Origin of the sequence: Blautia intestinalis, assembly GCF_014297355.1 — a bacterium.
Lineage (GTDB): Bacteria > Bacillota > Clostridia > Lachnospirales > Lachnospiraceae > Blautia_A > Blautia_A intestinalis.
In genome coordinates, this window is record NZ_JACOQE010000011.1 from 1 (window position 1) to 19,854 (window position 19,854).

Below are 19,854 nucleotides of genomic sequence, written 5' to 3' on the forward strand. Positions count from 1 at the left end.
GTCGCCAAACAAATTCGAACGAGTGTATGAAAGAATACACACTGAGGCTGAGCTTCTGGCAGGTTAAAATGGGGAGAATTTTCTCATTTTAACTTGTACTAAATCTTGACATAGGACCAAAAGGTATGAAGTGTCTACGTTAGGGCATGTTCGCAATCGTAAAACAGGTCATGTACTGATTAATCAACGGCGCAGGCAAAATGGGTATGCAAGCATTTGTTTACAAATTGGAAATGGAAAACAGGTAACGTTTTACGTGCATATTCTTGTTGCAGATGCATTTTTACCCAATCCGCAGGGGCTTCCAGAGGTTAACCATAAAAATCAAGACAAGATGGATCCGCGTCTCTCAAATCTTGAAAGGTGCAATCGGCGCTATAATATGACTTATGGAGACATTGTGGACCGTATCATCGCTGCTCAGATGGATCATTCACCAGAATTTATTTGTTTGGAAACTGGAATGATTTACCGTAACCAATCTCAAGCAGCACGTGAGTTAGGAATTAAGAGCTCAAATTTGAATCTTGTGCTTAATGGTAAAAGAAAAACAACAGGTGGTTTACATTTTGCATGGTTATATCAGATTACAGAGAAACTTTCTTTTGTGAGTTAAATATTCAGTTTGGATTTAGCGTTGTTGTTCGAAAGAGTCATGATCTGCGATGCTCAGGGCACTTATGGAGATAAGCAGGCAATAAAAAGGGAAAAAGAACTGTTTCGTCGTATGATTGCCAGCAGAGTTGACGGTATTATTTTTGTTTCGTCTGTGTCTACAGAAAACAGAGAAAAATATTTCAGTCAGATTAAAAAACAGGCAAATAAATATAAAAACATTCCATTGGTAAGTATAGAAAGAGATTTAACCAGCGTAGGAATTGATTCTGTATATTTTGACGGTTATGCAAATGCCAGAATGGCAACACAGCATCTTATTGAATGTGGATGTAAAAAAATTGGGCATATTACAGGACCTACCCATATGGAAATTGTCAAAGAACGAGTAAAGGGATATAAAGATTGTTTGAAAGAAAATAATTTATATTTGGGCGAAGAAATGATTGCTCATGGTGATTATAGCTATTTGAGCGGCTATGTGGCAGTAAAACAGCCTATGGAACAGGTCCCTGATATGGATGGATTATTTTGTGGAAATGATCAGATGGCAATAGGGGTTATGAAATATCTGAATGAACATGGAAAGAGAATTCCGGAAGATATTAAATTGGTGGGTTATGACGATGTGTTTCTGGCAAGTGTGCTAGAACCGTCTCTTTCGACAATTCATGTAAGAAAACGTCATGCAGGAATTGAGGCTGCAAAAATGCTTTTTAAAAGAATAGAGAATCCAAATGAAAATTTCGGACAGCCGGTAGGAATAAAGATGGACGCCAGATTAGTAGTGCGTCAATCAACTGTAAAAACAGCTTCAGGGGACTGGGATTTAGTGGATTGGTGAGAGGGGCAAAAGCCCCTCTTAAATTTTTATTTTAATACGGGAAGATGGAAAATAACAGTTGTTCCTTTATCAGGAAGAGAAAGTATTTTCATATCTGCACTTTTTCCATAAAATAGACTTAAACGTTCTTTTACGTTATTTAGTCCTATAAGATGGGAAGGAGCAGACTCTTCCCGGCAATGATAAATAGTTGCTAAATTTTTTTTCTCTATTCCGATACCGTTATCTTTTATGGAGCAAATTAATATATTTTGCTTTTGTTTGATTGTAATCCAGATATGGGGATTAGTTTTGTTGCTTTTAAAGCCATGAAGAATTGAATTTTCAATAATAGGCTGAAAAAGCATTTTTAATACACGACATTCATATGTAGGATTTCTTATATAAATGTCCAGAATGATTTTTTGTGGGATATGTAGCTGCATAACTTGAAGATATTCTTGTAAATATTCTAATTCTTCTCTTAATGTAAAATAGTCATCTCCAGTTTTTAAGGTTTTTTCTAATAGTTTCCCAAAAGAAGAGATGGTATTTGCAACTGGGGTATCTTTATTTAGCAAAGCCATCCATTTAATGTTATTTAAAGTATTAAACATCAGGTGCGGATTGATTTGGGATTGTAGAATCATGTAACGAAAACGTTCCTTTTCGTTTTCCTGTTCCAGCAGCTTTTGTTGCTGTGTCTGAGTACGTTTGAAAAGAGCATCCAGTTTTGCAGTCATATGATTGAAACTATTTCCCAGATCAGCTAATTCGTCAGAAGAGGAGCTGTGAAATTGGCAGGAAAAATCACCCTTTTCAACTTTTATCATTAAATCCTTTAAGGTTTGAATTGGACGTAGAAAAGAATGAAGGATAAAAATGATTGCAAAGATTACACAAACAGTAAGGGTAATATCAATTCCTATAAATATATTGCTGTAAGAAACCTCTTTATAAAGAAGCTTTTTAGGAATCATGGAAATGAAATTCCAGTTGTTATATAAAGAACAGGAAAGAACATAATTATTATTATTTTTGTAGGACTCATAGGACTCATAGGACTGCCCTATGAGTGTTTTATCCTGGGCAGAGATAATAGTATTGTTTTCGTCACACAGAAGATGGATACTTCCCTGATATAACGTAGAGGATTGAAGAATACGGAAAAGTTTTTCCTCATCTATGATAAGTATTGCTTTTCCAAGATATTGTTTTTTATAATTTCGTATATTTTTTCCAATGCACAATACCATATTATTTGAATCGCTGCCAAGATTCTTCATGGATGTTGAGAAGTAGGTATAATTAAGATCTTTTTTGTTAATATTTTTAAGATGATAAGCAGTTTCAGGAGTGTTCCACACATCAGGATTGCTGATGTAATATGTACTGTAGGTAGTATTTTGTCTGTCTAGGATGATAAAATCTACAGGACAGTAAAAGACAAATTTTTGAAACTGTGATGTGAGATTATCAATGGATATTTTTGTTTTTAACTCATCATTCAAGGACTTTTTTTCTGTTTCCAGTGCTTTATAGAGAGAGGGAGTTGTGGAAAGAAGATTTAAAGTAACTCCCATTTCTCTCATAAGAGTTTTCAGAGTGTTGTTTACATTTGTAACAGCATTTTGAAAAGCAAAGTCTGTATTTTTCAGTAATTGGTTTTCCAGTTGAAGTTGGAGAAGCAAGTTAATAGCTATGACAGGGATAATTACAAAAGTAAGAATACAGATTGTGATTTTACTTTGAAGTTTATGAAAATATTTTTTCATACGAACCTCCTGATTTATAATGGATTGGAGACATGCCAGTAGACTTTTTAAATACTTTTCCAAAATATCCAGTATCGTTAAATCCCGTCATTTCTGCAATTTCTGCAATCGTGTATGTCTGAGGCGATGTCAGAAGCAGTTTTGCTTTGTTAATTCGTACTTCCGTTAGATAATCGTTAAAGGAATGTCCCGTTTCCTTTCGAAATAAATAGCTGAAATGATTTTTGCTCATATGAATATGAGAAGCAATACCGGATAGAGAAATATTTTCACTATAGTGTTCTTCTATATATTTTAAAGCTTTAGCAATATCTGAACGAATTCCTTTATAATATAAAGATTCGTAAGAAATATCAGATAGTGATTTTTGTTGCTGCTTTATAATTTTTTTGGCAACATCCGAAATGATGGTAGATATTTCATCAGGTGTTGCAGAAAGTTTGGGAATATAGTCTCTTACTCCTTTCTTAAATGCATTTCGTACATGAGTGTAATCTTCATGGCAACTGAGAATAATAATATTTGTTTTTATATTTAAATCTTCTAATTTTTGTAGAAGTTCCATTCCAGTCATTTCTGGCATTATCAAATCAAGAAGAATGATGTCAGGAGTATCTTGAAGTATAATCTGCAGAGCTTCCTGTCCATTTGAAGCTTCCCCAATTAATTGGAGTTCAAGCATTTTCCAGTTTATGCAATTAATTAAACCAGCACGAACGATAAATTCATCGTCAACGATTAAGACTTTTAACATATGTAACACTCCCTTGTTTTGGAAAAAGGTTTTTTTGATATATAAATATTATATATTATTTTGCCGTGGTTTGACAATAAAATATAAAAAACATATTATTTTACCATTTTTCGTTATTATTTCCAAATTATAAATAAAATTCGTATTAATCTTCAATTTTATCAGATGTATCTTCATTGTCCAAAAACAGAGAATATGTGACAATAATAACATCAAATAAATTGGTAGTGTCAAATAATCTATGAAAAACAGAGCTAAAGAAAAAGGCTCAAATGAACCTTGAAAATTGCAGATATTTATTCCGATAAGCTCTCCGAGGGCTCAGGGCGTTGCCCTGAGAACCTACAAGGGACTGATTCCTTGACCCAATTTCGGGCATTGCCCGAATCTATCCTCGCCGGAAGGCAGGAAAAGGGTGCAGTTTCCCCTTTTCTGCTGGACAGGATCATCCGGGAACTTTTTGTCAACAGACTTTCGCGGCATATCCTCACAGTCGGCATAGCCGTCTGTTGTGGTATTCCACGGTTCTATTGACAACCGTTCCGCTCCGGTGCAGCAGTCCCGTTTTTCTGTATATTCAGAATGGTCTGTTGTCCAAGGAAGATCAGAAGCTGCCACTTGCCTGGCATGTGATCCGCTCCCTGGAGCATGTCTACCTGGTTGAGTACTTTATATCTCGTATGTTTATGTGGTCGCAGAAAGTTATAGTAAGCCACCCAGAGAGCTAGGTCATAGTTGGCACCGTCGATGTTATCAAATCCGTTCGTGCTGCGGTAAGAAGCCTTGTACGTGCGGTTCAGCCGTTCAATCATCTGTTTGAAAGGGCGGTGTTCTTTAGAAACAGCATCGTCGTTGGTAAGTCCAAGAACCTGGGTAACGGTGAAGGTAAAGTCTTTACCAAACTTTTTTGCGAATTCCACTGCAGCAAGAGGATATGCACTGTAACCGTCCGCAACAAATTTAAAGTTTTCCGGGAGTTTTGCAAGCCCATGGAAAGCCATACGCATGGCGAGGATGCAGGGACCAACCCCACGGTTATCGGATACCTGATAGCCGAGAATGGAACGTGTGGCGGCGTTCATGATCAGCCAGACGTAAGTTTTGATGCCGCGGATCTTGATATAGGTTTCATCAGCAGTGAAGACATCCCCTTTCTCGTAAGGATACTGGTCGACAAAGGGCTTGATACAGATGGCAGCGGTTTTGCAGTAGTTAGCGATCTGCTGGTGGGAAATGCTGATGTTATACAGGTCTTTTAAAGCCTGTGACGTCTTGCACAGGGAAAGCCCCAGATTGACGTGCAGTGTCAGGCATAAGGACATGACATGGGCATTGTGTTTGTTGAATTTAAGGGAAGAGGCATTTTTAGGCAGGGTATTTAAGTCCATGCTGAAAAAATACATCGTGAACTCACGGTAGATGTAATGGAGCTTATATTTATTTTTACCATAATCCTCTGCGAGATCTGCCTTGTCAACTTTTTTGAGGTTGTGAAGGTAGTAAGGACATGCGGGATTGACGCATTTATGGACGATGAAGTGTTTCCTGTCCTTTTTGGGAACCAGGGTGTTGCCGCAATGAGGACATCGCAGCTTTACGGAAGAGAACCTGCTTTCATCAGGAGAAAATCTGGCATCACAGATTTTACACAGGAGTTGTCCTTTGGAACCGTTATTCCGGTAGAGGAAGGGTTTGGGAGCATCACAGCGTGGGCAGGTGCAGGAATCTGGAATGTCACACTCTGACCGGCGGCTGATCGGGCGGATCTTTTTACCATAACGCTTTTCGTAGTAAGGGATGAGTTCTTTGTAAGTCCAGTCCTGACGGAAATCCGTGATCAGAGGGAGTGCATCAATCTTGAACTTTTGATATTTGGGAGAGTGGGAATCATCGAAGACCCACTGCTTGAGAGGGATATATCTGCAGATAAAATTTAAAAGCCAGCAGATTTGTTGATGTTGGTATTGAATTAACTGAAGTAAATAAAGTATAATGTTCATGAGCATTGGCTCCTTTCGGGGATGTTGGTTTGGCGATTGACATTATACCAGAAAAGGGAGGTCAATGCTCTTTTTATTTGCAAACCTCCAATAAATCAAGGTTTTAAAGGATTCAGAATAATAAAAAAGAGGTAGTTTTTGACACTACCAATAAATGACAGGAGGAAAAAGAATGAAAAAAAGAATAAAAAAATTATTGAGTATAACCTTAAGTGCATGCATGATTTTACCTGTTTTTTCGGTATCAGTGGTAGAAGCCAAACCGGAAAAAACTATTCGCGTCTGGTATTGGGAAGATAATGATGGCTCTTATGCGGATGCATATGATACATGGAGTGAACAATATCCCGATGTAAATTTGGAATTGGAGGCTATTCCATGGAACAGTTATCATGATACCCTGATTGCAGCTGCAGCATCTGGAGATCTTCCAGATGTGTATAAAATTCAGCCTACCTGGATTCCAGAGTTGAGGAGTTTAAATGCAGTTGCTAAATTAGACGAATATATTGATTCATGGGAAGATAAAGATACAATTCCGGAAAGTATGTGGGAATCGGCAAGAGCGGGACAGGAAGAAACATATGCATGGCCCCATAGTTTGGTTGTACTGTATCTCTATTGTAGGAAGTCATATTTCGAAGATGCAGGACTTGAATATCCAAAAACAATGGATGAATTTTATCAGGCATGTGAAGCATTAACAAAGGATACAGATGGAGATGGCTCTACTGACATATACGGATTCAGTATGCGCGGTGCCCGTGGCGGTCATTTTATGTGGGCAGGTCTTACGTTAAATGAAGGAATAGACTTTTTTGATGATGCAGGAAAAGTAAGCTTGAATACACCTGAAATGGTGGAGGCAAACCAGAAGTATCTGGATATTTACCAGAAAGGGTGGGCCCCAAAAACAGCACCTACAGATGGCTATACAGAAATTGTGCAGAATTTCGAAAGCGGAGTTACAGGAATGTTGGTACATCATTTGAATTCCGCAAAAGAAATCACGGAAGTATTGGGAGATGATGTGGATGTTGTGGCGCTTCCAGAAGGAGCAGCAGGCAGATATCTCCCAAGTGAACCATGTCATTGGGCTGTTTCCGCAAATAGTGAGAGTACAGAAGAAGCAGTGAATTTTCTTAAATATGCGTCAGGGGAAGAGGCACATAAGGAGTTATGTAAAAATGCAGGGCTTGTTCCATTTGTGACACCAGTTACAGAGGATCCAGAATTTACAGGAGATAAATTCTGTGCAGCCTCGATGGAATATCTTGACGATGTACAGATTTTTCCGGTTGTAAATACCTGGGGGGACTGGTCAGAAACTGTATGGCCTCAAACAATTCAGCGGGCAATGATGGGAGAGATTGACAGTGCAGAGATGATACAGATTCTGGCAGATAATCTTGCAAGAGAATAAAGATGTGGGGCTGTATTAAAATACAGCCCCCGAAATTTCAGGGGGAATATCTTATGATGAAAAAAAAGAAATTTCAGTATCAGCCATTCATTCTCTTAGCACCGGCTATATTAATCGTAATTCTTATTATTGGCTATCCTGTTGTTCGTGCGGTTGTTTTGAGTTTGTATAAATATGATTTAACAAATCTTCAAGGTGTTAAATTTGTGGGATTGCAGAATTATATTGACATTTTTACAAAAGACCCTGCGTTTTGGCCAGCATTTAAGAATACAGTAATTTGGGTTAGCGTTACAGTGATTTCTCAGCTTTTATTATCTCTGTTACTTGCAAATATTTTAAATAAATTTTTTATTGGTAGAGGAATTGTCCGGTCTGTTGTATTAATACCGTGGGTAACTCCTTGTGTGCTGATCTCTCTTATGTGGGCGTGGATTTTTAATGGTAATTATGGAGTTATGAATGAGATTCTGCAAAAGCTACATTTGATCAATGAAAATGTTGCTTGGATTGCCCAATCTAATACAGCACTATGGATTCAGATTCTTGCAATGATATGGCAGGGAATTCCATTTTTTACAATTATGATTCTCGCGGCTATGCAGTCGGTTCCTCGGGAACTTTATGAATCTGCCAGTGTAGATGGAGCGTCAAGAATTAAACAGTATTTTTATATTACGATTCCGGGTATTGCGTCAACAATTGTTTCGACAGTAATGATCCGTTTGATATGGGTATTTAACAATGTGGATATTATTTATACCATGACGGGAGGGGGACCTGGATATAGCTCTCTTACATTATCTGTATATACGTATCTTCAGGCACAAAAATCAATGAAATTCGGATATGGAAGTGCTGTAGCTATTATTGGCGCCGTATTTATGTCAATAGTAATATTTATTTATCTCAGGATAACAAGAGAACAGGGAGGAATGATAGATAAATGAGACAGAGAAAGAGTATATGGACTTTTTACATACCAATTGTATTTTTTATGGTGACAGTTTTATTCCCGTTTGCATGGATTCTCTTGACTTCATTAAAGGAGAAGAAAGAGATGTTTTCAGCAGAATTCCATTTTTTGCCATTGGAACCAACGCTGAACAGTTATAGAGAGCTATTTGAGAAAACAGATTTTATTCATAATATGTGGAATAGCTTGGTTGTTTCTTTTGTAACGGTGCTTATTGCAGGAATAGTATCATTTATGGCAGGATATGCATTGTCAAGATACAGATTTAAAATCAGGAATGGACTTATGTATTTTTTTCTTCTTTTGTATTTGGTGCCAAGTACGCTGCTTTTGATTCCACTATATACAATTTTTAATAAGATGGGAATTCTCCATACACAGTTATGTCTTATTATTGCATATAGTACGTATTCTATACCGTATTCTGTATGGCTCACAACCGGATTTATTAATCAAGTGCCATATGAACTAGAGGAAGCAGCAGCTCTTGATGGCTGTAATCTTTTTCAAAGGATGATAAGAATTGTTCTTCCGCTTCTAAGACCGGCAATGGTAGCTTCTTTAAGTTTTATTTTTATTACATCCTGGAATGAATACACTTATGCAAATATGTTTACCAATAAAGATTCCAGAACTGTGACAGTAGCTTTATCAAATTTTATGTCTCAATATAATATACGGTGGGATTTGATTACGGCAGGAGGAATTATAGTAGTTATACCGGTTGTTATTATGTTTGTCATCGTGCAAAAAGATTTGATTGCAGGTTTAACAGCAGGAGGCGTGAAAGGTTAGGTGAAAATGAAATGAAAAAAATGGATCAGATCTGTTATATTGTGCATAAAACAGATAATGTAGCTACTGCGATGGAGGATGTTACAGCAGGAGATATTAAACTTACCGGAGAAAATAAGAATAGAAAAGGAGAAATGATTGCACTGCAACAAATTCCATTTGGACATAAGGTCGCACTTTGCGATATGGAAGAGGGAGATCAAATTTTAAAATATGGTGTTTGTATTGGTATTGCTACAAAGAAGATAAGGAAAGGCATGCATGTTCATCTTCATAATATGAAGAGTGCATATGATTTCCGGTCAGCGCAGCTAGATCCGGTTACTGTACATGCGAAAGATATAGAATACAAAATGTATTAGGGAGGATGACGCATGAACGAAAAGATTTTATGTCAGGGATATCAAAGAAGAGATGGAACAAAGGGAATTAGAAATAAAGTGCTGATTGTGTTTACTGTGGAATGCAGTAAATATGTATGTAGGAAAATCGCAGAATATTTTCAGAATATTGGAGAAGATGTGGAGACTATAGGTTCTCATTCCTGTCTTCATAATCAAGTAAATATACGAAGAATGCTGAAATATTGTACTCACCCAAATGTGGGAGGTGTACTGGTTATAGGGCATGGATGTGAATATACATATCCATCTATGCTGGCAAAGGAAGCAGAACGGTCAGGAAGAGAGGCGGCATGGTTTTACCAGCAAGAAGCAGGTGGGACGAAAAAAAGTATTATAAGGGGAATTACAATCGTACAGGATATGCTTGACAAATTAAAGAATGTTCCAAGAATTCCTATGTATATTCAGGATCTTGTTATAGGAGGCGAGTGTGGAGGCTCAGATTTTACCTCAGGATTAGCGGGGAATGCATTGATTGGAAGTGTTTTTGATTATGTGGCAGATCATGGGGGAACTGCTGTCTTTGAAGAACTAAGCGAAGGAATTGGGCTAAAAGATTATCTTGTGAGCAGAGGAATTGATGATAAGGTAAAACAGGACATTGCAAATGCTTATGATAAAACAGTGGATTTTTGTTCGGCATATGGTCAGTTTTCTATTGCTCCAGGAAATATGGATGGGGGATTAACAACTATTGAAGAAAAGAGCATGGGAGCTATGGTGAAGAGTGGAAGAAGACCTATTCAGAGTGTTCTAAAAATTGCACAGTCACCAACAAGAAAAGGGGTTCATCTCCTGGATGTTATTCCTGATGAAAAATTGGAACCAGCGCATTTTATAGCGGCAGATCCTTCTGATATGTTAGATCTCATAGCGGCAGGATGTCATATTGTATTTCTTGTAACAGGAAGGGGGCATGTGGTAGGAACTCCTATTAGTCCTGTTGTCAAAGTAACAGGAAATCCGAGAACTTATAACAGAATGCAGGACGATATTGATTTTTGTGCGGCGGGACTTCTTGATGGAACTGAAAGCATGTCTGATATGACGGAACGAATGCTAAAGAAGCTTAGAAGTATTTGTTGTGGTAGACTTACAAATGCAGAAAAAATGGGGCACAGAGAAGGTATTCTCTATTTTAATTATCAGGATCCTGTCAATGTTCCAAAATGTTGGCAGTTTTAGGAGAGGAGTATAATGGATACAAAAGAAAGACTCAGAGGAATTATTCCTCCGTTAGTGACACCTCTTGATGAAAATAGAAATATAGATAAAAAGTCATTGAAAAAGCTAATTGATTATTGTATAGATGGTGGCGTATCCGGGATTTTTGTGTTGGGATCTTGTGGTGAAGGATCAGCTCTGGGTATTGAAAAGAAAAAAACAGTAGTTAAATATGCATTGAAGTATATTAATGGAAGAGTTCCTCTTTTGGTTGGGGCGCTGGAAACCTCTTCAGAAAAAGTTCTGGAAGAGATAAAAATATATGAGAATTTGGGGGCGAAATATTTTGTTTCAGCAGTGCCTTATTATCTTGAGCCAGAAGATCAGAAGGGAATTATCAAACATTATCAGTTTTTGACAGAAAATATTAAGGGAAAATTGATTGCGTATAATATTCCATCTTACGTTCACTATGATATTTTGCCACAAACAATGAAATATCTCTTAAAATTTCCGAGGCTGATAGCAATAAAAGACAGCACAAGTAACTGGAGCTTGTTTCAAAAAGCATTAGTTTTAAATAAAACAGGCGGAATGTTAAGTGGAAACGAAGATTTATGCGGAGCCGCCTTAATATTTGGTGCAGATGGCTGTGTTCCATGTTTGGCAAATGCTTATCCGAACTTTTATTCTAAATTATATAGATGTGCTGGTGAAGGAGATATAGAAGGGATAAAAGAATGTCAGGAAGCAATTATACAAATGAAAAAAGTATTGGAGTTTTCAAAGAATTGGATTGCTGTTGTAAAATATCTCTGTTTTCGAAAGGGACTGATGCAGCCATATACATCATTCGATGTTTCTGAGTTAAGCAAGGAAGAAAAGGAGAATATAGAAGACTACCTAATGAAAAATGAGTATAGTTTTACAAAAAAATAATTTTAATTAAGATAGCTGCTAAGAATCGAAAATATTCTTAGCAGCTATTTTGAATTTTATTAATAAAATATATAAATTTAATACAAAATTAAAACTAAGAAACGTTTTTCTGAATATAGTTACAAATAATATAACTTAATACTGTGCATTTTGCACAGATTTAATGTAGAAAAACGGGGAGTATCCCAAAGTTTGTGTAAACCTTCAAACTGATGTAAGATAGAATTACTCAGTTTGGAGGTTTATTTTATGGCAAGAAAAAAGGATTCACCACAAAAAGCAGCGCTTAGAGAACTCATGGGAAACTACCTGAAAGAAAACAATGTAAAAGTAAAAGATGGAACAGATGTTAATTCCATTATGCGGGATATGATGTCTATCATTTTGGAAGGCGCCCTTGATCAGGAACTGGATGAAGAACTGGGATATTCCAAATATGATTATCGAAATAAAGAAACCGATAATTCCAGGAATGGACATTCCCAGAAAACGTTACATACCAGTTACGGAGATATGGAGATTGATATTCCAAGGGATCGAAAAGGTGACTTCGAACCACAGGTTGTAAAGAAGTATCAGAATTCGATTACGCAGGACATGGAAGAAAAGATCATTTCCATGTACGCAAAAGGAATGACTACTGCCGATATAGAAAGCCACATGCGTGAATTATACGATATTGAGATCTCCGACAGTACTGTCAGCCGGATCAATGATAAGATTCTGCCAATAGTAAAAGAATGGCAGGAAAGACCATTAGAAAGTGTGTATGCTGTTGTATTTATGGATGCGATCCATTTCCATGCCTGTAATGAGGGGCGGATTGTAAAACGTGCTGTTTACATTGCGATTGGGATCGATATGGAAGGACGTAAGGATGTCCTCGGAATGTATGTTGGTCAAAATGAAAGTGCCAAGTTCTGGCTCTCCATCCTGAATGGCCTGAAAAACCGGGGTGTAGAAGATATATTGATTGCGTGTGTGGATGGACTGACCGGTTTTCCACAGGCAATTGAAGCAGTATTTCCCCAGACCGAGATCCAACAGTGCATAATCCATCAGATCAGGAATACCACGAAATTTGTTTCTTACAAAGAGATCAAACCACTTATGGCAGATCTGAAGCGTGTATATGCAGCTCCTACAGAAGAAGTTGCATTGGCAGAACTGGACAGCTTTGACGAAAAATGGAGCGGGAAATACCCTAAGATTGCAAAGTCATGGAAAGATAACTGGGCAAATCTTTCAACGTATTTTAAGTATCCGGAAGCTGTCAGACGTCTGATCTATACCACGAACACGATTGAAGGATTTAACCGTCAGCTCCGGAAAGTCACCAAATCCAAGACAGTATTTCCATCCGATGACAGTCTCCTGAAAATGCTGTATTTGGCTATGATAGATATCACCAAGAAATGGACGGGACACCGTCAGGATTGGGGACAGATCCATTCTCAGCTGGAAATTTTCTTCGAAGAAAGATTGGAAAAGTTATAAGCAGAATGCATCTAGGCAGGGCTGGCACAGCCAGTCCTGCTTGACATGCCCTAAAACTGCATTATAATACAAACAAGGACAGAACCCTGAAAAACAGGTTCTGTCCTCGATAACTAATGACATATCTTATATCAGTTTTTTCTGTTTACACAAAACTTGAAACGCTCTCCACAGAGTGTCCTCAACCCCTTAAAAGGCGCCTCAGACGAGACACCTTATTTTTTTTACTTGACACTCTCTTTTAATTCATTGTAAGTATCCCAGTCGATAACTTTTGCGGATAATATAACCTTATCATTCTTTGCTTCCAGTTTAACTACTCCTTGGGATACGAATGCTATAGTTTCCTCAGAGTTTGTTTTATCAACTTTAACGAGAGGACTGTCTAGGACCTCATCCAAAACTTTATCCACTTCGTTCTCATCATACTCATCAGAGTCAAGATTTATATAGTTTGGAAAACGTCCGGGAATAATAATTTCATCGATAATTCTCAGAGCTAATTTTGGGTTGCTGAATTTGTACATATTGTGTACCTCCTTATAATTACTATACAGTTATCTTAACAGAACGTCGTGTATGTTTTGGTATGGACTTTTTGTATTTGATACACATTTTATCAAAAATAAAAGTGTTGTTCAGTAAGAAAAGGTGATAACTTTTCAAAGTTTTGATTTTTTTTAAGGAGGCGTTTTGAAGTAAAGGAAAAGACCCGGAAATCCGAGTCAGTTTCTTATTATTATAATGAGATTCATGTTTTGACAAGATTTAAGAAGTTAGCCTGTCTACAAGTTCTTGCTGCTGTGCTGGTGGTAATGATAACAGCCAGAGAGAAATTCCTTCTATTCTATGTATAAACTCCTCAGAGAGGAGTGCCTCACAAGCCATCTTTAAAGCCCGCTCATTGACTTTTTCTTGCGGATGAGCCAACAAATTTCTGTAGTTTTTGATTCGATCCCAGATATCGTCATGACCGATGATTTGCTTTACTCTCGGATGTATATAATTTCCAAAATAATCAATAATGTTTGGATCATATTTTTCAAATACATCGTTAAAGAGATGGATTTCTTTAGTATTGCATTCAGTTTGTAACCAGTTTTTTAAATCATTATCTGTTTTTATATGGTCCGGAATTTTGAATTCATTAGTTATCTGCAAAGTGTCCATAGAGAAAACCTGAAGTTTATTCATCGTCTTAGAACAATCTGAAGATATGGATAAAAATACGACTTTATTTACGTTATCTTCAGGATAATGTGCTAATAAAATATGCTTATATCTATCTTCAATATAGGCAGATGTAGCGGAAATAATTATGTGTGCTAATCCATGTTTTTCCAATTGATTCAGAGAATCGTATCTTAAATATATATCACGAATTTGATATAGATCACACAAAAGAATTCTTAAAAATTCAACTGTTGGCGCGCCCCAGATAGAATAATTTGTAGTAAGAGGGTCTTTTTGAAGGCCAAAGCCAATTTTCTTTTTCTTCTCTTCGATGGACATTGTGGACCAATAATTTTCAGATTCCTCTAAGGTTCGAAAAAGTAAATATTCCATAGGTACCTCCGTTATGTCTATTTAGATGTCAATTCCTGGTACATTTTCATAAGTTCTGCTACACATGCAGATTCAGAATTAAAAGCAGCATCTTCTTTCGTAAATCCGTATGCTTCCATTACAGCCTTATCATTCAGACGGTGCGCCCTAATCAGTTTGTCCTGTCCAGAAAGTGGGTCGTATAAGTCAGCAAGTGTACAGTTAGGATACATGGCTCTTGCATCAAGAATTCCTTGTGCAGTTTTTTCTATTTTCTCCTTTTGATGAATGGTAGGAGTTGGCCATGGAAAGTTATTGTACAGGGCGGGAGAGTAGCGGTAATCGCTTTTCATTCGACCACACAAAACTCTTACCCATGACATATGAATACTTGATTGTAGTACTCCAAACATGTAAAGGGTTGCATTCTGCATGGTCATTAAAGAATTACTTGCTATTACATCGGAACTCAAAAACCCCATAGGAATATACTTCCTGGTAGCAGTTGATGTTTCCGGGACCACCATATAATTATCGGATGGCTGACGTATTTCAGAAAACAATGCTGGCGTACTGGCGTTTTCACGCGCCTTCTTTGTATTCGACTTAATTCTCTTATTGTAAACAATTTTTAATCGATCCCTGATTTCTGGGATATTTCTATATACTGCGGGACTAGCATTTGTAAACCAATCACCGGATCTCCTCCAGGCTTCTCCATATCGTAGATATCGAATTCTTGAAAATTACAAGTGATGACCCATCGAGGATGCTGTGAAACTGGTAATTCTGTTATATAGCGCTTGGCCTGCTGAAACGGAGTGAGGGTAGAACCATCAGATTGCCGGATAGCCTTTCGTAGATCCTTTTTCCGACTTTTCTGTTCGATCATAACCTTAGTCTCCGCGATATAGGCATCGATAAAGCTGGTATGATCCAGCTTTACTTGCTCTTCAAATCTGATATATTTTTCAGGCTCTTCAACTCCAAAAACCTGTCGTAAAAGCGCCAACCAAAAAGCCTGGCTTTCCCCTTTTTCATAGCCTTTATTCATCCAATATTCATAAAAATTTTTAGCGGCAGCGCTTTGATTTATTGTACTCATAAAATTTCTCCTTCCCTGTTGATATAAATATACCATAATAGATAGTGGAGCGACAATAAAATTGTTTCAGAACAAATGTTTGTGTTATGATATAATCAGTAAAAAAATAATAGGAGCTGATTATATGAGACGAGGAGATAACGCGTATATTATTGAGAGCAGCAGAATAATAAGACCGGTACGGATTCTGAATTGCGCCGGCGGCCTTTATCTGATTAAATTCCTTGATTCCGAAGGTGCCATCCGCGTCCATCCGGATAGACTGTATAACACCAGGGAGGCAGCAGAAGAACAGGTAAAGCAACGCCCGATTAAGGCTCCAGACTGGCATTAATTGTCGAAAGATGGCGAACAATTGTAATTGTTTTATGTAGCCTATTGCCGTACACTGGAATTACAAATCAGCGTGCTGGAGATGGGGGAAACGATAATGTATAATGTAACAGAATTTAAAATATGCGACAGGGTTGAAAAAATGCGACTTAACAGCATAAAAGAAATTAATGAAGAGGCAAGCGATATTAGACAAGATAATGAGGATCTGGCAATGCTGAAGATCATCTACGAACATTTACAATTATCAGATCATGACAGAGCGGTGGTAGATGATTATATTTTCTGTTTGAAATCCAGAGCACAGAGGATGGAGCAGCACATTTATTACGCCGGCATGATGGATTCTGTAAATCTGTAAATGAGAACAGGCCGGAATTACTCCAACCTGTTCTTTCTTTTTTCTGCGTCCAGATTATCTTCGTAACATTTTATCAGCACATTAAAAACGTCCTGAACCTCAGACGTGAGATCGCCAGAAATCTTTTCACGGATTTCGTCAACAGAAGATTTTTCTTTAAACATTTCGTTCAAATTTCGCAGATGATCTATTATAAATTTCTTGTTATTTTTCCGAAGCCATAATTTTACGCATTTGTCTAGCGCGGCATAGTAACCAGCCTCAAAGAAATCAAGTCCGTCGCTAACAGTATTGTAATTTTTCTGTTCCTCTGCTAGATGGTGTGACAGGAATTCCAAAGCTCCAGCGCGTAGATCAGGAACATTAGAAAATGCAGGAAGTTCCAATGGAAGATTTTTATTCTCTTTATCCATTAATTTCCAGCTCCTGAGTCTATCCTCCGAAATGCCGTAAACGCCTATGTAATAATCATCATCATGTTCGGATTCCCGATGAAGATAATCCTCACACGCGGTATCTAACCTATTTCGCCAGATTGGAGCTCCACATTCCCAGATCAGGCGGACCATAACATAACTCTCGAAATTATCGATGACTTTAATAACAGAAAACAGCCATTCCGGACAGTAGCCTCGCCTGATAGCCATATTTGCGATATTGAGACATACGCCTAACTGACCATAATAATATCCCCGGATATGCGGATCATCAGATCTGAACGGCTCTAAAATTTCATTCATGACGTGCGGCGCAATTTTAAAACCTGCAGCGTAAATTTCAATGTAATCCTCCCATTGGTCATAAACTTTCTTTTCCTCCGGGTAGTATTCTGCCAGTTTCCGCAGTGCCTGTTCCCGCAGTTCCTTTGCATTTCTATTCATATAATTTCGACCTCCTTTATAACGACAGCATAACATGCGATATGCTGCAAATACAGCACAATCAGTGTGTGAAAACGCGATTCTCCGTTATGTATTTTCCGAATAGATTTCCGAACAGAGAGGTTTGTGAAAAATGTATATCGTTAACTTTTAAATATCAACTTTTAAGTCGGCAGACGTTGCACGCCTCTAAGGGAATAGATTGATCTAGTAAGGTAAAAAGTTATGCTTCCAGGATAATAGTTGATACTTTAAACAATATTAGTTTCTAAAATAGTGATAACTAATATAAAAATGGGCGGTTTACGTATGAAAATGGGGCTTTTCTGGAAAAAAGTTGATGCCAACTTTTAAGGGAGAGTGATATTCACAAAAGTTAATATTAAAAGGTTTTTCTATTAAAATAAATATTCTACGATAATATGAGCCTAAAAATTCCCGCTAGTAGGAAAAGCCAGTCCGGATTATGTCGCATATGACACAATCTAAAAGTCATTATGTCATATGTGACATATCTCAAAAAGCCTATTATGTCGTATGTGACATAATTAGGATAGCAGCAGTTGGTGCCACCGACATGTATGTCGGTCACAAAACGGTTTTGAGCTGATATTGATAGGTTTTGAGACGATTTTATAGGGTTTTGAGGTGATTTTGGGGAGATATGGAAAAAGAGACCCACTCCCGGGTCTCTTTCTGATATGCGTATTAAATACGCTGTTCTTCCTTTTTTCGGGCGGCTTCTCGTTCCCTTTTCAGATTTTTGAAGTACTCGTCTATCTCGGAGCGATCTTTACATAGGTTGCAAACCGCCTGAAAATATAGAGCCTCGCAAAGATCGCTGCCGCTGTAGTTAAATATATTTTTCCTATACAGATCATCTATATAGGGATAGCCCTTTTTGTATTTATGTTGAAGGTACGCCAAATCAATTTTCTTGCCGTCCTCCGGTCTTTCCAGGGAGAGCAGATTCTTATCAATATTTCCCTTTCGTTCCTCTTCCGGAAGGAGATCTTTTGACTGGAGCAGCAGATTTTTTAATTCGCCCGGATCCATAGTTATCCCGTACCACTCCCTGAGTCCGTCTATGACATAATTAACCGTGCAGCCCTGGTTTAGGTGCTCGACGCCCTTTTTGATAGCTGCGACCCTGTTTCCGTAATCCAGTTCCTGCAGATCATGTTTAAATTTACCGACAATGTTTTCTATGTCCATGTTTGACTTTACACAATACGCCAGCTCCTCAGCAGTTTTTTCTTTATTTTGACTCATCTTTATTCTCCTCTCTTTTCCAAAGTACATTTCCCTTACGGATCGCGTGAGCTTGGGAGCTATGGAGTTTAAGATCAATTATAGAGTTATATTGATACTCCATGATCGACAATGTAGCGTCTCCGTATTGATCGTTGTATTTTTCCAGTAGCCGCTGCCTCTGGTTAAAAATCGACATATGAGCGGATACGTCATAGTTATCGGTAACTAATATTGCCAGGGCAATGTAGGCCTCATCAGACTCATATTGATTTATTTGGACCACGTGATCGCCATATAGATTGACCAATTCCGGAACCAGGGAGTCTATGATACCCTGAGTGGGAATGCCGGCAGCAAGTCGCTCATAGACCCTGCGATTTCTCTCGATATATTCATTGGAAAGTTTGATGAGCTCCATGATGTCAGCCATTTCATAATGTTTTTTATTTTTCATTTTTTTATCACCACCTACCTATTATATAAATACCAATCAAAAAAGCCCTCATTCACCAACTCTCTATACATATCCTCCGGTTCGGTCTTTCTGACAGAGTAGATATAACATGCATTCAGCATAAAACGGAGCAGTGCGTAGCTCTGCAGATAGCCGATGTTGTAACCATGAGCCCAGGCACGCTGAAAAATTTTCCACGCTTCACACATCGTTTCCATCCACCTCATCCAGAGTGTCAAATATCCGTTTCGAAACACTATCCGTGAGAATATCACGGCAGCCCCGGAATCCCTCCCAGAAGGCGTTCATTTCGACAGCATCAATGACATGCATGATGACCTCCTCCGTGTGAGGAAAATTTGGAGCCTGTTCTGTAAAGAGTCTGATGATCGCGCCAATATAACGTTTTAGATCATAGGAGCGGTTCTGACGGCAATAGTAGTCGTAGACAGCTACCATCAGATCCACATTGCAGCTGTCGCGGATCGGATCCATGTAAATCGGTATAGAGTAAGCATGGTTTGCCTGTTCTGGATTGTTGATTTGTTTGTTCATATTGCACAATACCTCCATTTCTTATTTTGTAATAAAAATGTTATCACAAATATCCCTGAAAGTGCAGTATTTGCAATGGATTTCGCCATTTTCAGCAATTTGTATTTTGCGAATAGATTTCCGAACACTTATTTTTTATTTAGAAAACTAAATATTTGATTGTGCAAAATGACGAAAAGTAAAATTGCGATTTTTTGTGAA

At 37.8% G+C, this 19,854-nt stretch carries 23 protein-coding genes; 11 read left to right on the top strand and 12 right to left on the bottom strand.

Annotated elements, in window-relative coordinates; genetic code table 11:
* The first annotated feature begins 130 nt into the window (after positions 1-130).
* Together H8Z79_RS13615 and H8Z79_RS13620 are read left to right on the top strand one after the other, a co-directional pair.
* Positions 131-616: an HNH endonuclease gene (locus H8Z79_RS13615; RefSeq protein ID WP_118040859.1), complete on the top strand. Its 486-nt coding sequence runs from the start codon at positions 131-133 to the stop codon at positions 614-616.
* A 9-nt stretch (positions 617-625) separates the two neighbouring features.
* Positions 626-1,459: a substrate-binding domain-containing protein gene (locus tag H8Z79_RS13620; protein ID WP_225877006.1), complete on the top strand. Its 834-nt coding sequence runs from the start codon at positions 626-628 to the stop codon at positions 1,457-1,459.
* Positions 1,460-1,485: 26 nt separating this feature from the next.
* Here the strand turns inward: H8Z79_RS13620 and H8Z79_RS13625 are convergent, their stop codons facing one another.
* The 3 genes from H8Z79_RS13625 to H8Z79_RS13635 form a co-directional block, all read right to left on the bottom strand.
* Entirely contained in the window at positions 1,486-3,213 is a 1,728-nt protein-coding gene (locus H8Z79_RS13625) for a cache domain-containing sensor histidine kinase (RefSeq protein ID WP_118040855.1), read from the bottom strand.
* Positions 3,194-3,967 carry a response regulator transcription factor gene (locus H8Z79_RS13630; protein WP_118040853.1) on the bottom strand — a complete coding sequence of 258 codons (774 nt, stop codon included), beginning with the start codon at positions 3,965-3,967 and terminating at the stop codon, positions 3,194-3,196. The genes H8Z79_RS13625 and H8Z79_RS13630 overlap by 20 nt, the downstream gene beginning before the upstream one ends.
* Positions 3,968-4,494: 527 nt before the next feature.
* Positions 4,495-5,967, bottom strand: coding sequence for a DDE-type integrase/transposase/recombinase (locus H8Z79_RS13635; protein ID WP_118040851.1), 1,473 nt, complete (start codon positions 5,965-5,967; stop codon positions 4,495-4,497).
* Between the two features lie 172 nt (positions 5,968-6,139).
* On the opposite strand from H8Z79_RS13635, the gene H8Z79_RS13640 reads away from it, so the two are divergent.
* The 7 genes from H8Z79_RS13640 to H8Z79_RS13670 all read left to right on the top strand — a co-directional run bounded on the left by H8Z79_RS13640 (position 6,140) and on the right by H8Z79_RS13670 (position 13,165).
* Complete coding sequence (locus H8Z79_RS13640) at positions 6,140-7,390, top strand: ABC transporter substrate-binding protein (protein ID WP_182279256.1); 1,251 nt, start codon at positions 6,140-6,142, stop codon at positions 7,388-7,390.
* Between the two features lie 53 nt (positions 7,391-7,443).
* A complete protein-coding gene (locus H8Z79_RS13645) occupies positions 7,444-8,340 on the top strand; it encodes a carbohydrate ABC transporter permease (RefSeq protein ID WP_225877007.1) in 897 nt (298 codons plus the stop codon).
* Positions 8,337-9,161 (top strand): carbohydrate ABC transporter permease, encoded by an 825-nt coding sequence (locus H8Z79_RS13650; RefSeq protein WP_118040847.1) that lies wholly within the window; start codon positions 8,337-8,339, stop codon positions 9,159-9,161. Before H8Z79_RS13645 ends, H8Z79_RS13650 begins: the two co-directional genes overlap by 4 nt.
* Positions 9,162-9,172: 11 nt before the next feature.
* Complete coding sequence (locus H8Z79_RS13655) at positions 9,173-9,523, top strand: UxaA family hydrolase (RefSeq protein ID WP_207662817.1); 351 nt, start codon at positions 9,173-9,175, stop codon at positions 9,521-9,523.
* A 12-nt stretch (positions 9,524-9,535) separates the two neighbouring features.
* Complete coding sequence (locus tag H8Z79_RS13660; protein ID WP_118040845.1) at positions 9,536-10,750, top strand: UxaA family hydrolase; 1,215 nt, start codon at positions 9,536-9,538, stop codon at positions 10,748-10,750.
* A 12-nt stretch (positions 10,751-10,762) separates the two neighbouring features.
* Positions 10,763-11,668, top strand: coding sequence for a dihydrodipicolinate synthase family protein (locus H8Z79_RS13665; protein WP_118040843.1), 906 nt, complete (start codon positions 10,763-10,765; stop codon positions 11,666-11,668).
* Positions 11,669-11,917: 249 nt separating this feature from the next.
* Positions 11,918-13,165, top strand: a complete 1,248-nt coding sequence (locus H8Z79_RS13670; RefSeq protein WP_118040841.1) for an IS256 family transposase — start codon at positions 11,918-11,920, stop codon at positions 13,163-13,165.
* 224 nt (positions 13,166-13,389) lie between these two features.
* Here H8Z79_RS13670 and H8Z79_RS13675 read toward each other — a convergent pair whose 3' ends face one another.
* From H8Z79_RS13675 to H8Z79_RS13690, 4 genes are all read right to left on the bottom strand, one after another.
* Complete coding sequence (locus tag H8Z79_RS13675; protein WP_118040839.1) at positions 13,390-13,692, bottom strand: hypothetical protein; 303 nt, start codon at positions 13,690-13,692, stop codon at positions 13,390-13,392.
* A gap of 241 nt (positions 13,693-13,933) precedes the next feature.
* Positions 13,934-14,731, bottom strand: a complete 798-nt coding sequence (locus H8Z79_RS13680) for a hypothetical protein (RefSeq protein WP_118040837.1) — start codon at positions 14,729-14,731, stop codon at positions 13,934-13,936.
* 17 nt (positions 14,732-14,748) lie between these two features.
* A complete protein-coding gene (locus tag H8Z79_RS17320) occupies positions 14,749-15,447 on the bottom strand; it encodes a type IIL restriction-modification enzyme MmeI (protein ID WP_330607598.1) in 699 nt (232 codons plus the stop codon).
* Entirely contained in the window at positions 15,342-15,815 is a 474-nt protein-coding gene (locus H8Z79_RS13690; RefSeq protein ID WP_118040833.1) for a type IIL restriction-modification enzyme MmeI, read from the bottom strand. Before H8Z79_RS13690 ends, H8Z79_RS17320 begins: the two co-directional genes overlap by 106 nt.
* A 124-nt stretch (positions 15,816-15,939) precedes the next feature.
* Between H8Z79_RS13690 and H8Z79_RS13695 the strand changes: the two genes are divergently transcribed.
* Both H8Z79_RS13695 and H8Z79_RS13700 read left to right on the top strand, forming a co-directional pair.
* Positions 15,940-16,149 (top strand): hypothetical protein, encoded by a 210-nt coding sequence (locus H8Z79_RS13695; RefSeq protein WP_118040831.1) that lies wholly within the window; start codon positions 15,940-15,942, stop codon positions 16,147-16,149.
* A gap of 96 nt (positions 16,150-16,245) precedes the next feature.
* Positions 16,246-16,509 carry a hypothetical protein gene (locus H8Z79_RS13700; protein WP_118040829.1) on the top strand — a complete coding sequence of 88 codons (264 nt, stop codon included), beginning with the start codon at positions 16,246-16,248 and terminating at the stop codon, positions 16,507-16,509.
* 17 nt (positions 16,510-16,526) lie between these two features.
* Here H8Z79_RS13700 and H8Z79_RS13705 read toward each other — a convergent pair whose 3' ends face one another.
* From H8Z79_RS13705 to H8Z79_RS13725, 5 genes are all read right to left on the bottom strand, one after another.
* A complete protein-coding gene (locus H8Z79_RS13705) occupies positions 16,527-17,390 on the bottom strand; it encodes a hypothetical protein (RefSeq protein WP_118040827.1) in 864 nt (287 codons plus the stop codon).
* A gap of 708 nt (positions 17,391-18,098) precedes the next feature.
* Positions 18,099-18,662 (bottom strand): hypothetical protein, encoded by a 564-nt coding sequence (locus tag H8Z79_RS13710; protein ID WP_118040825.1) that lies wholly within the window; start codon positions 18,660-18,662, stop codon positions 18,099-18,101.
* Positions 18,649-19,098: a hypothetical protein gene (locus H8Z79_RS13715; protein ID WP_118040823.1), complete on the bottom strand. Its 450-nt coding sequence runs from the start codon at positions 19,096-19,098 to the stop codon at positions 18,649-18,651. Before H8Z79_RS13715 ends, H8Z79_RS13710 begins: the two co-directional genes overlap by 14 nt.
* 14 nt (positions 19,099-19,112) lie before the next feature.
* A complete protein-coding gene (locus tag H8Z79_RS13720) occupies positions 19,113-19,307 on the bottom strand; it encodes a hypothetical protein (protein WP_118040820.1) in 195 nt (64 codons plus the stop codon).
* Positions 19,300-19,653, bottom strand: a complete 354-nt coding sequence (locus H8Z79_RS13725; RefSeq protein WP_118040818.1) for a hypothetical protein — start codon at positions 19,651-19,653, stop codon at positions 19,300-19,302. The genes H8Z79_RS13720 and H8Z79_RS13725 overlap by 8 nt, the downstream gene beginning before the upstream one ends.
* Between the last annotated feature and the right edge of the window lie 201 nt (positions 19,654-19,854).

Bases quoted from the DNA above. Each gene is read 5' to 3' on its own strand.
- H8Z79_RS13725 (WP_118040818.1), bottom strand. From the start codon at position 19,653: ATGAACAAACAAATCAACAATCCAGAACAGGCAAACCATGCTTACTCT.
- H8Z79_RS13645 (WP_225877007.1), top strand. From the start codon at position 7,444: ATGATGAAAAAAAAGAAATTTCAGTATCAGCCATTCATTCTCTTAGCA.
- H8Z79_RS13680 (WP_118040837.1), bottom strand. From the start codon at position 14,731: ATGGAATATTTACTTTTTCGAACCTTAGAGGAATCTGAAAATTATTGG.
- H8Z79_RS13660 (WP_118040845.1), top strand. From the start codon at position 9,536: ATGAACGAAAAGATTTTATGTCAGGGATATCAAAGAAGAGATGGAACA.
- H8Z79_RS13710 (WP_118040825.1), bottom strand. From the start codon at position 18,662: ATGAGTCAAAATAAAGAAAAAACTGCTGAGGAGCTGGCGTATTGTGTA.
- H8Z79_RS13700 (WP_118040829.1), top strand. From the start codon at position 16,246: ATGTATAATGTAACAGAATTTAAAATATGCGACAGGGTTGAAAAAATG.
- H8Z79_RS13720 (WP_118040820.1), bottom strand. From the start codon at position 19,307: ATGTGTGAAGCGTGGAAAATTTTTCAGCGTGCCTGGGCTCATGGTTAC.
- H8Z79_RS13650 (WP_118040847.1), top strand. From the start codon at position 8,337: ATGAGACAGAGAAAGAGTATATGGACTTTTTACATACCAATTGTATTT.
- H8Z79_RS13715 (WP_118040823.1), bottom strand. From the start codon at position 19,098: ATGAAAAATAAAAAACATTATGAAATGGCTGACATCATGGAGCTCATC.
- H8Z79_RS13625 (WP_118040855.1), bottom strand. From the start codon at position 3,213: ATGAAAAAATATTTTCATAAACTTCAAAGTAAAATCACAATCTGTATT.
- H8Z79_RS13695 (WP_118040831.1), top strand. From the start codon at position 15,940: ATGAGACGAGGAGATAACGCGTATATTATTGAGAGCAGCAGAATAATA.
- H8Z79_RS13640 (WP_182279256.1), top strand. From the start codon at position 6,140: ATGAAAAAAAGAATAAAAAAATTATTGAGTATAACCTTAAGTGCATGC.
- H8Z79_RS13675 (WP_118040839.1), bottom strand. From the start codon at position 13,692: ATGTACAAATTCAGCAACCCAAAATTAGCTCTGAGAATTATCGATGAA.
- H8Z79_RS13655 (WP_207662817.1), top strand. From the start codon at position 9,173: ATGAAAAAAATGGATCAGATCTGTTATATTGTGCATAAAACAGATAAT.
- H8Z79_RS13690 (WP_118040833.1), bottom strand. From the start codon at position 15,815: ATGAGTACAATAAATCAAAGCGCTGCCGCTAAAAATTTTTATGAATAT.
- H8Z79_RS13665 (WP_118040843.1), top strand. From the start codon at position 10,763: ATGGATACAAAAGAAAGACTCAGAGGAATTATTCCTCCGTTAGTGACA.
- H8Z79_RS13670 (WP_118040841.1), top strand. From the start codon at position 11,918: ATGGCAAGAAAAAAGGATTCACCACAAAAAGCAGCGCTTAGAGAACTC.
- H8Z79_RS13630 (WP_118040853.1), bottom strand. From the start codon at position 3,967: ATGTTAAAAGTCTTAATCGTTGACGATGAATTTATCGTTCGTGCTGGT.
- H8Z79_RS13635 (WP_118040851.1), bottom strand. From the start codon at position 5,967: ATGAACATTATACTTTATTTACTTCAGTTAATTCAATACCAACATCAA.
- H8Z79_RS13705 (WP_118040827.1), bottom strand. From the start codon at position 17,390: ATGAATAGAAATGCAAAGGAACTGCGGGAACAGGCACTGCGGAAACTG.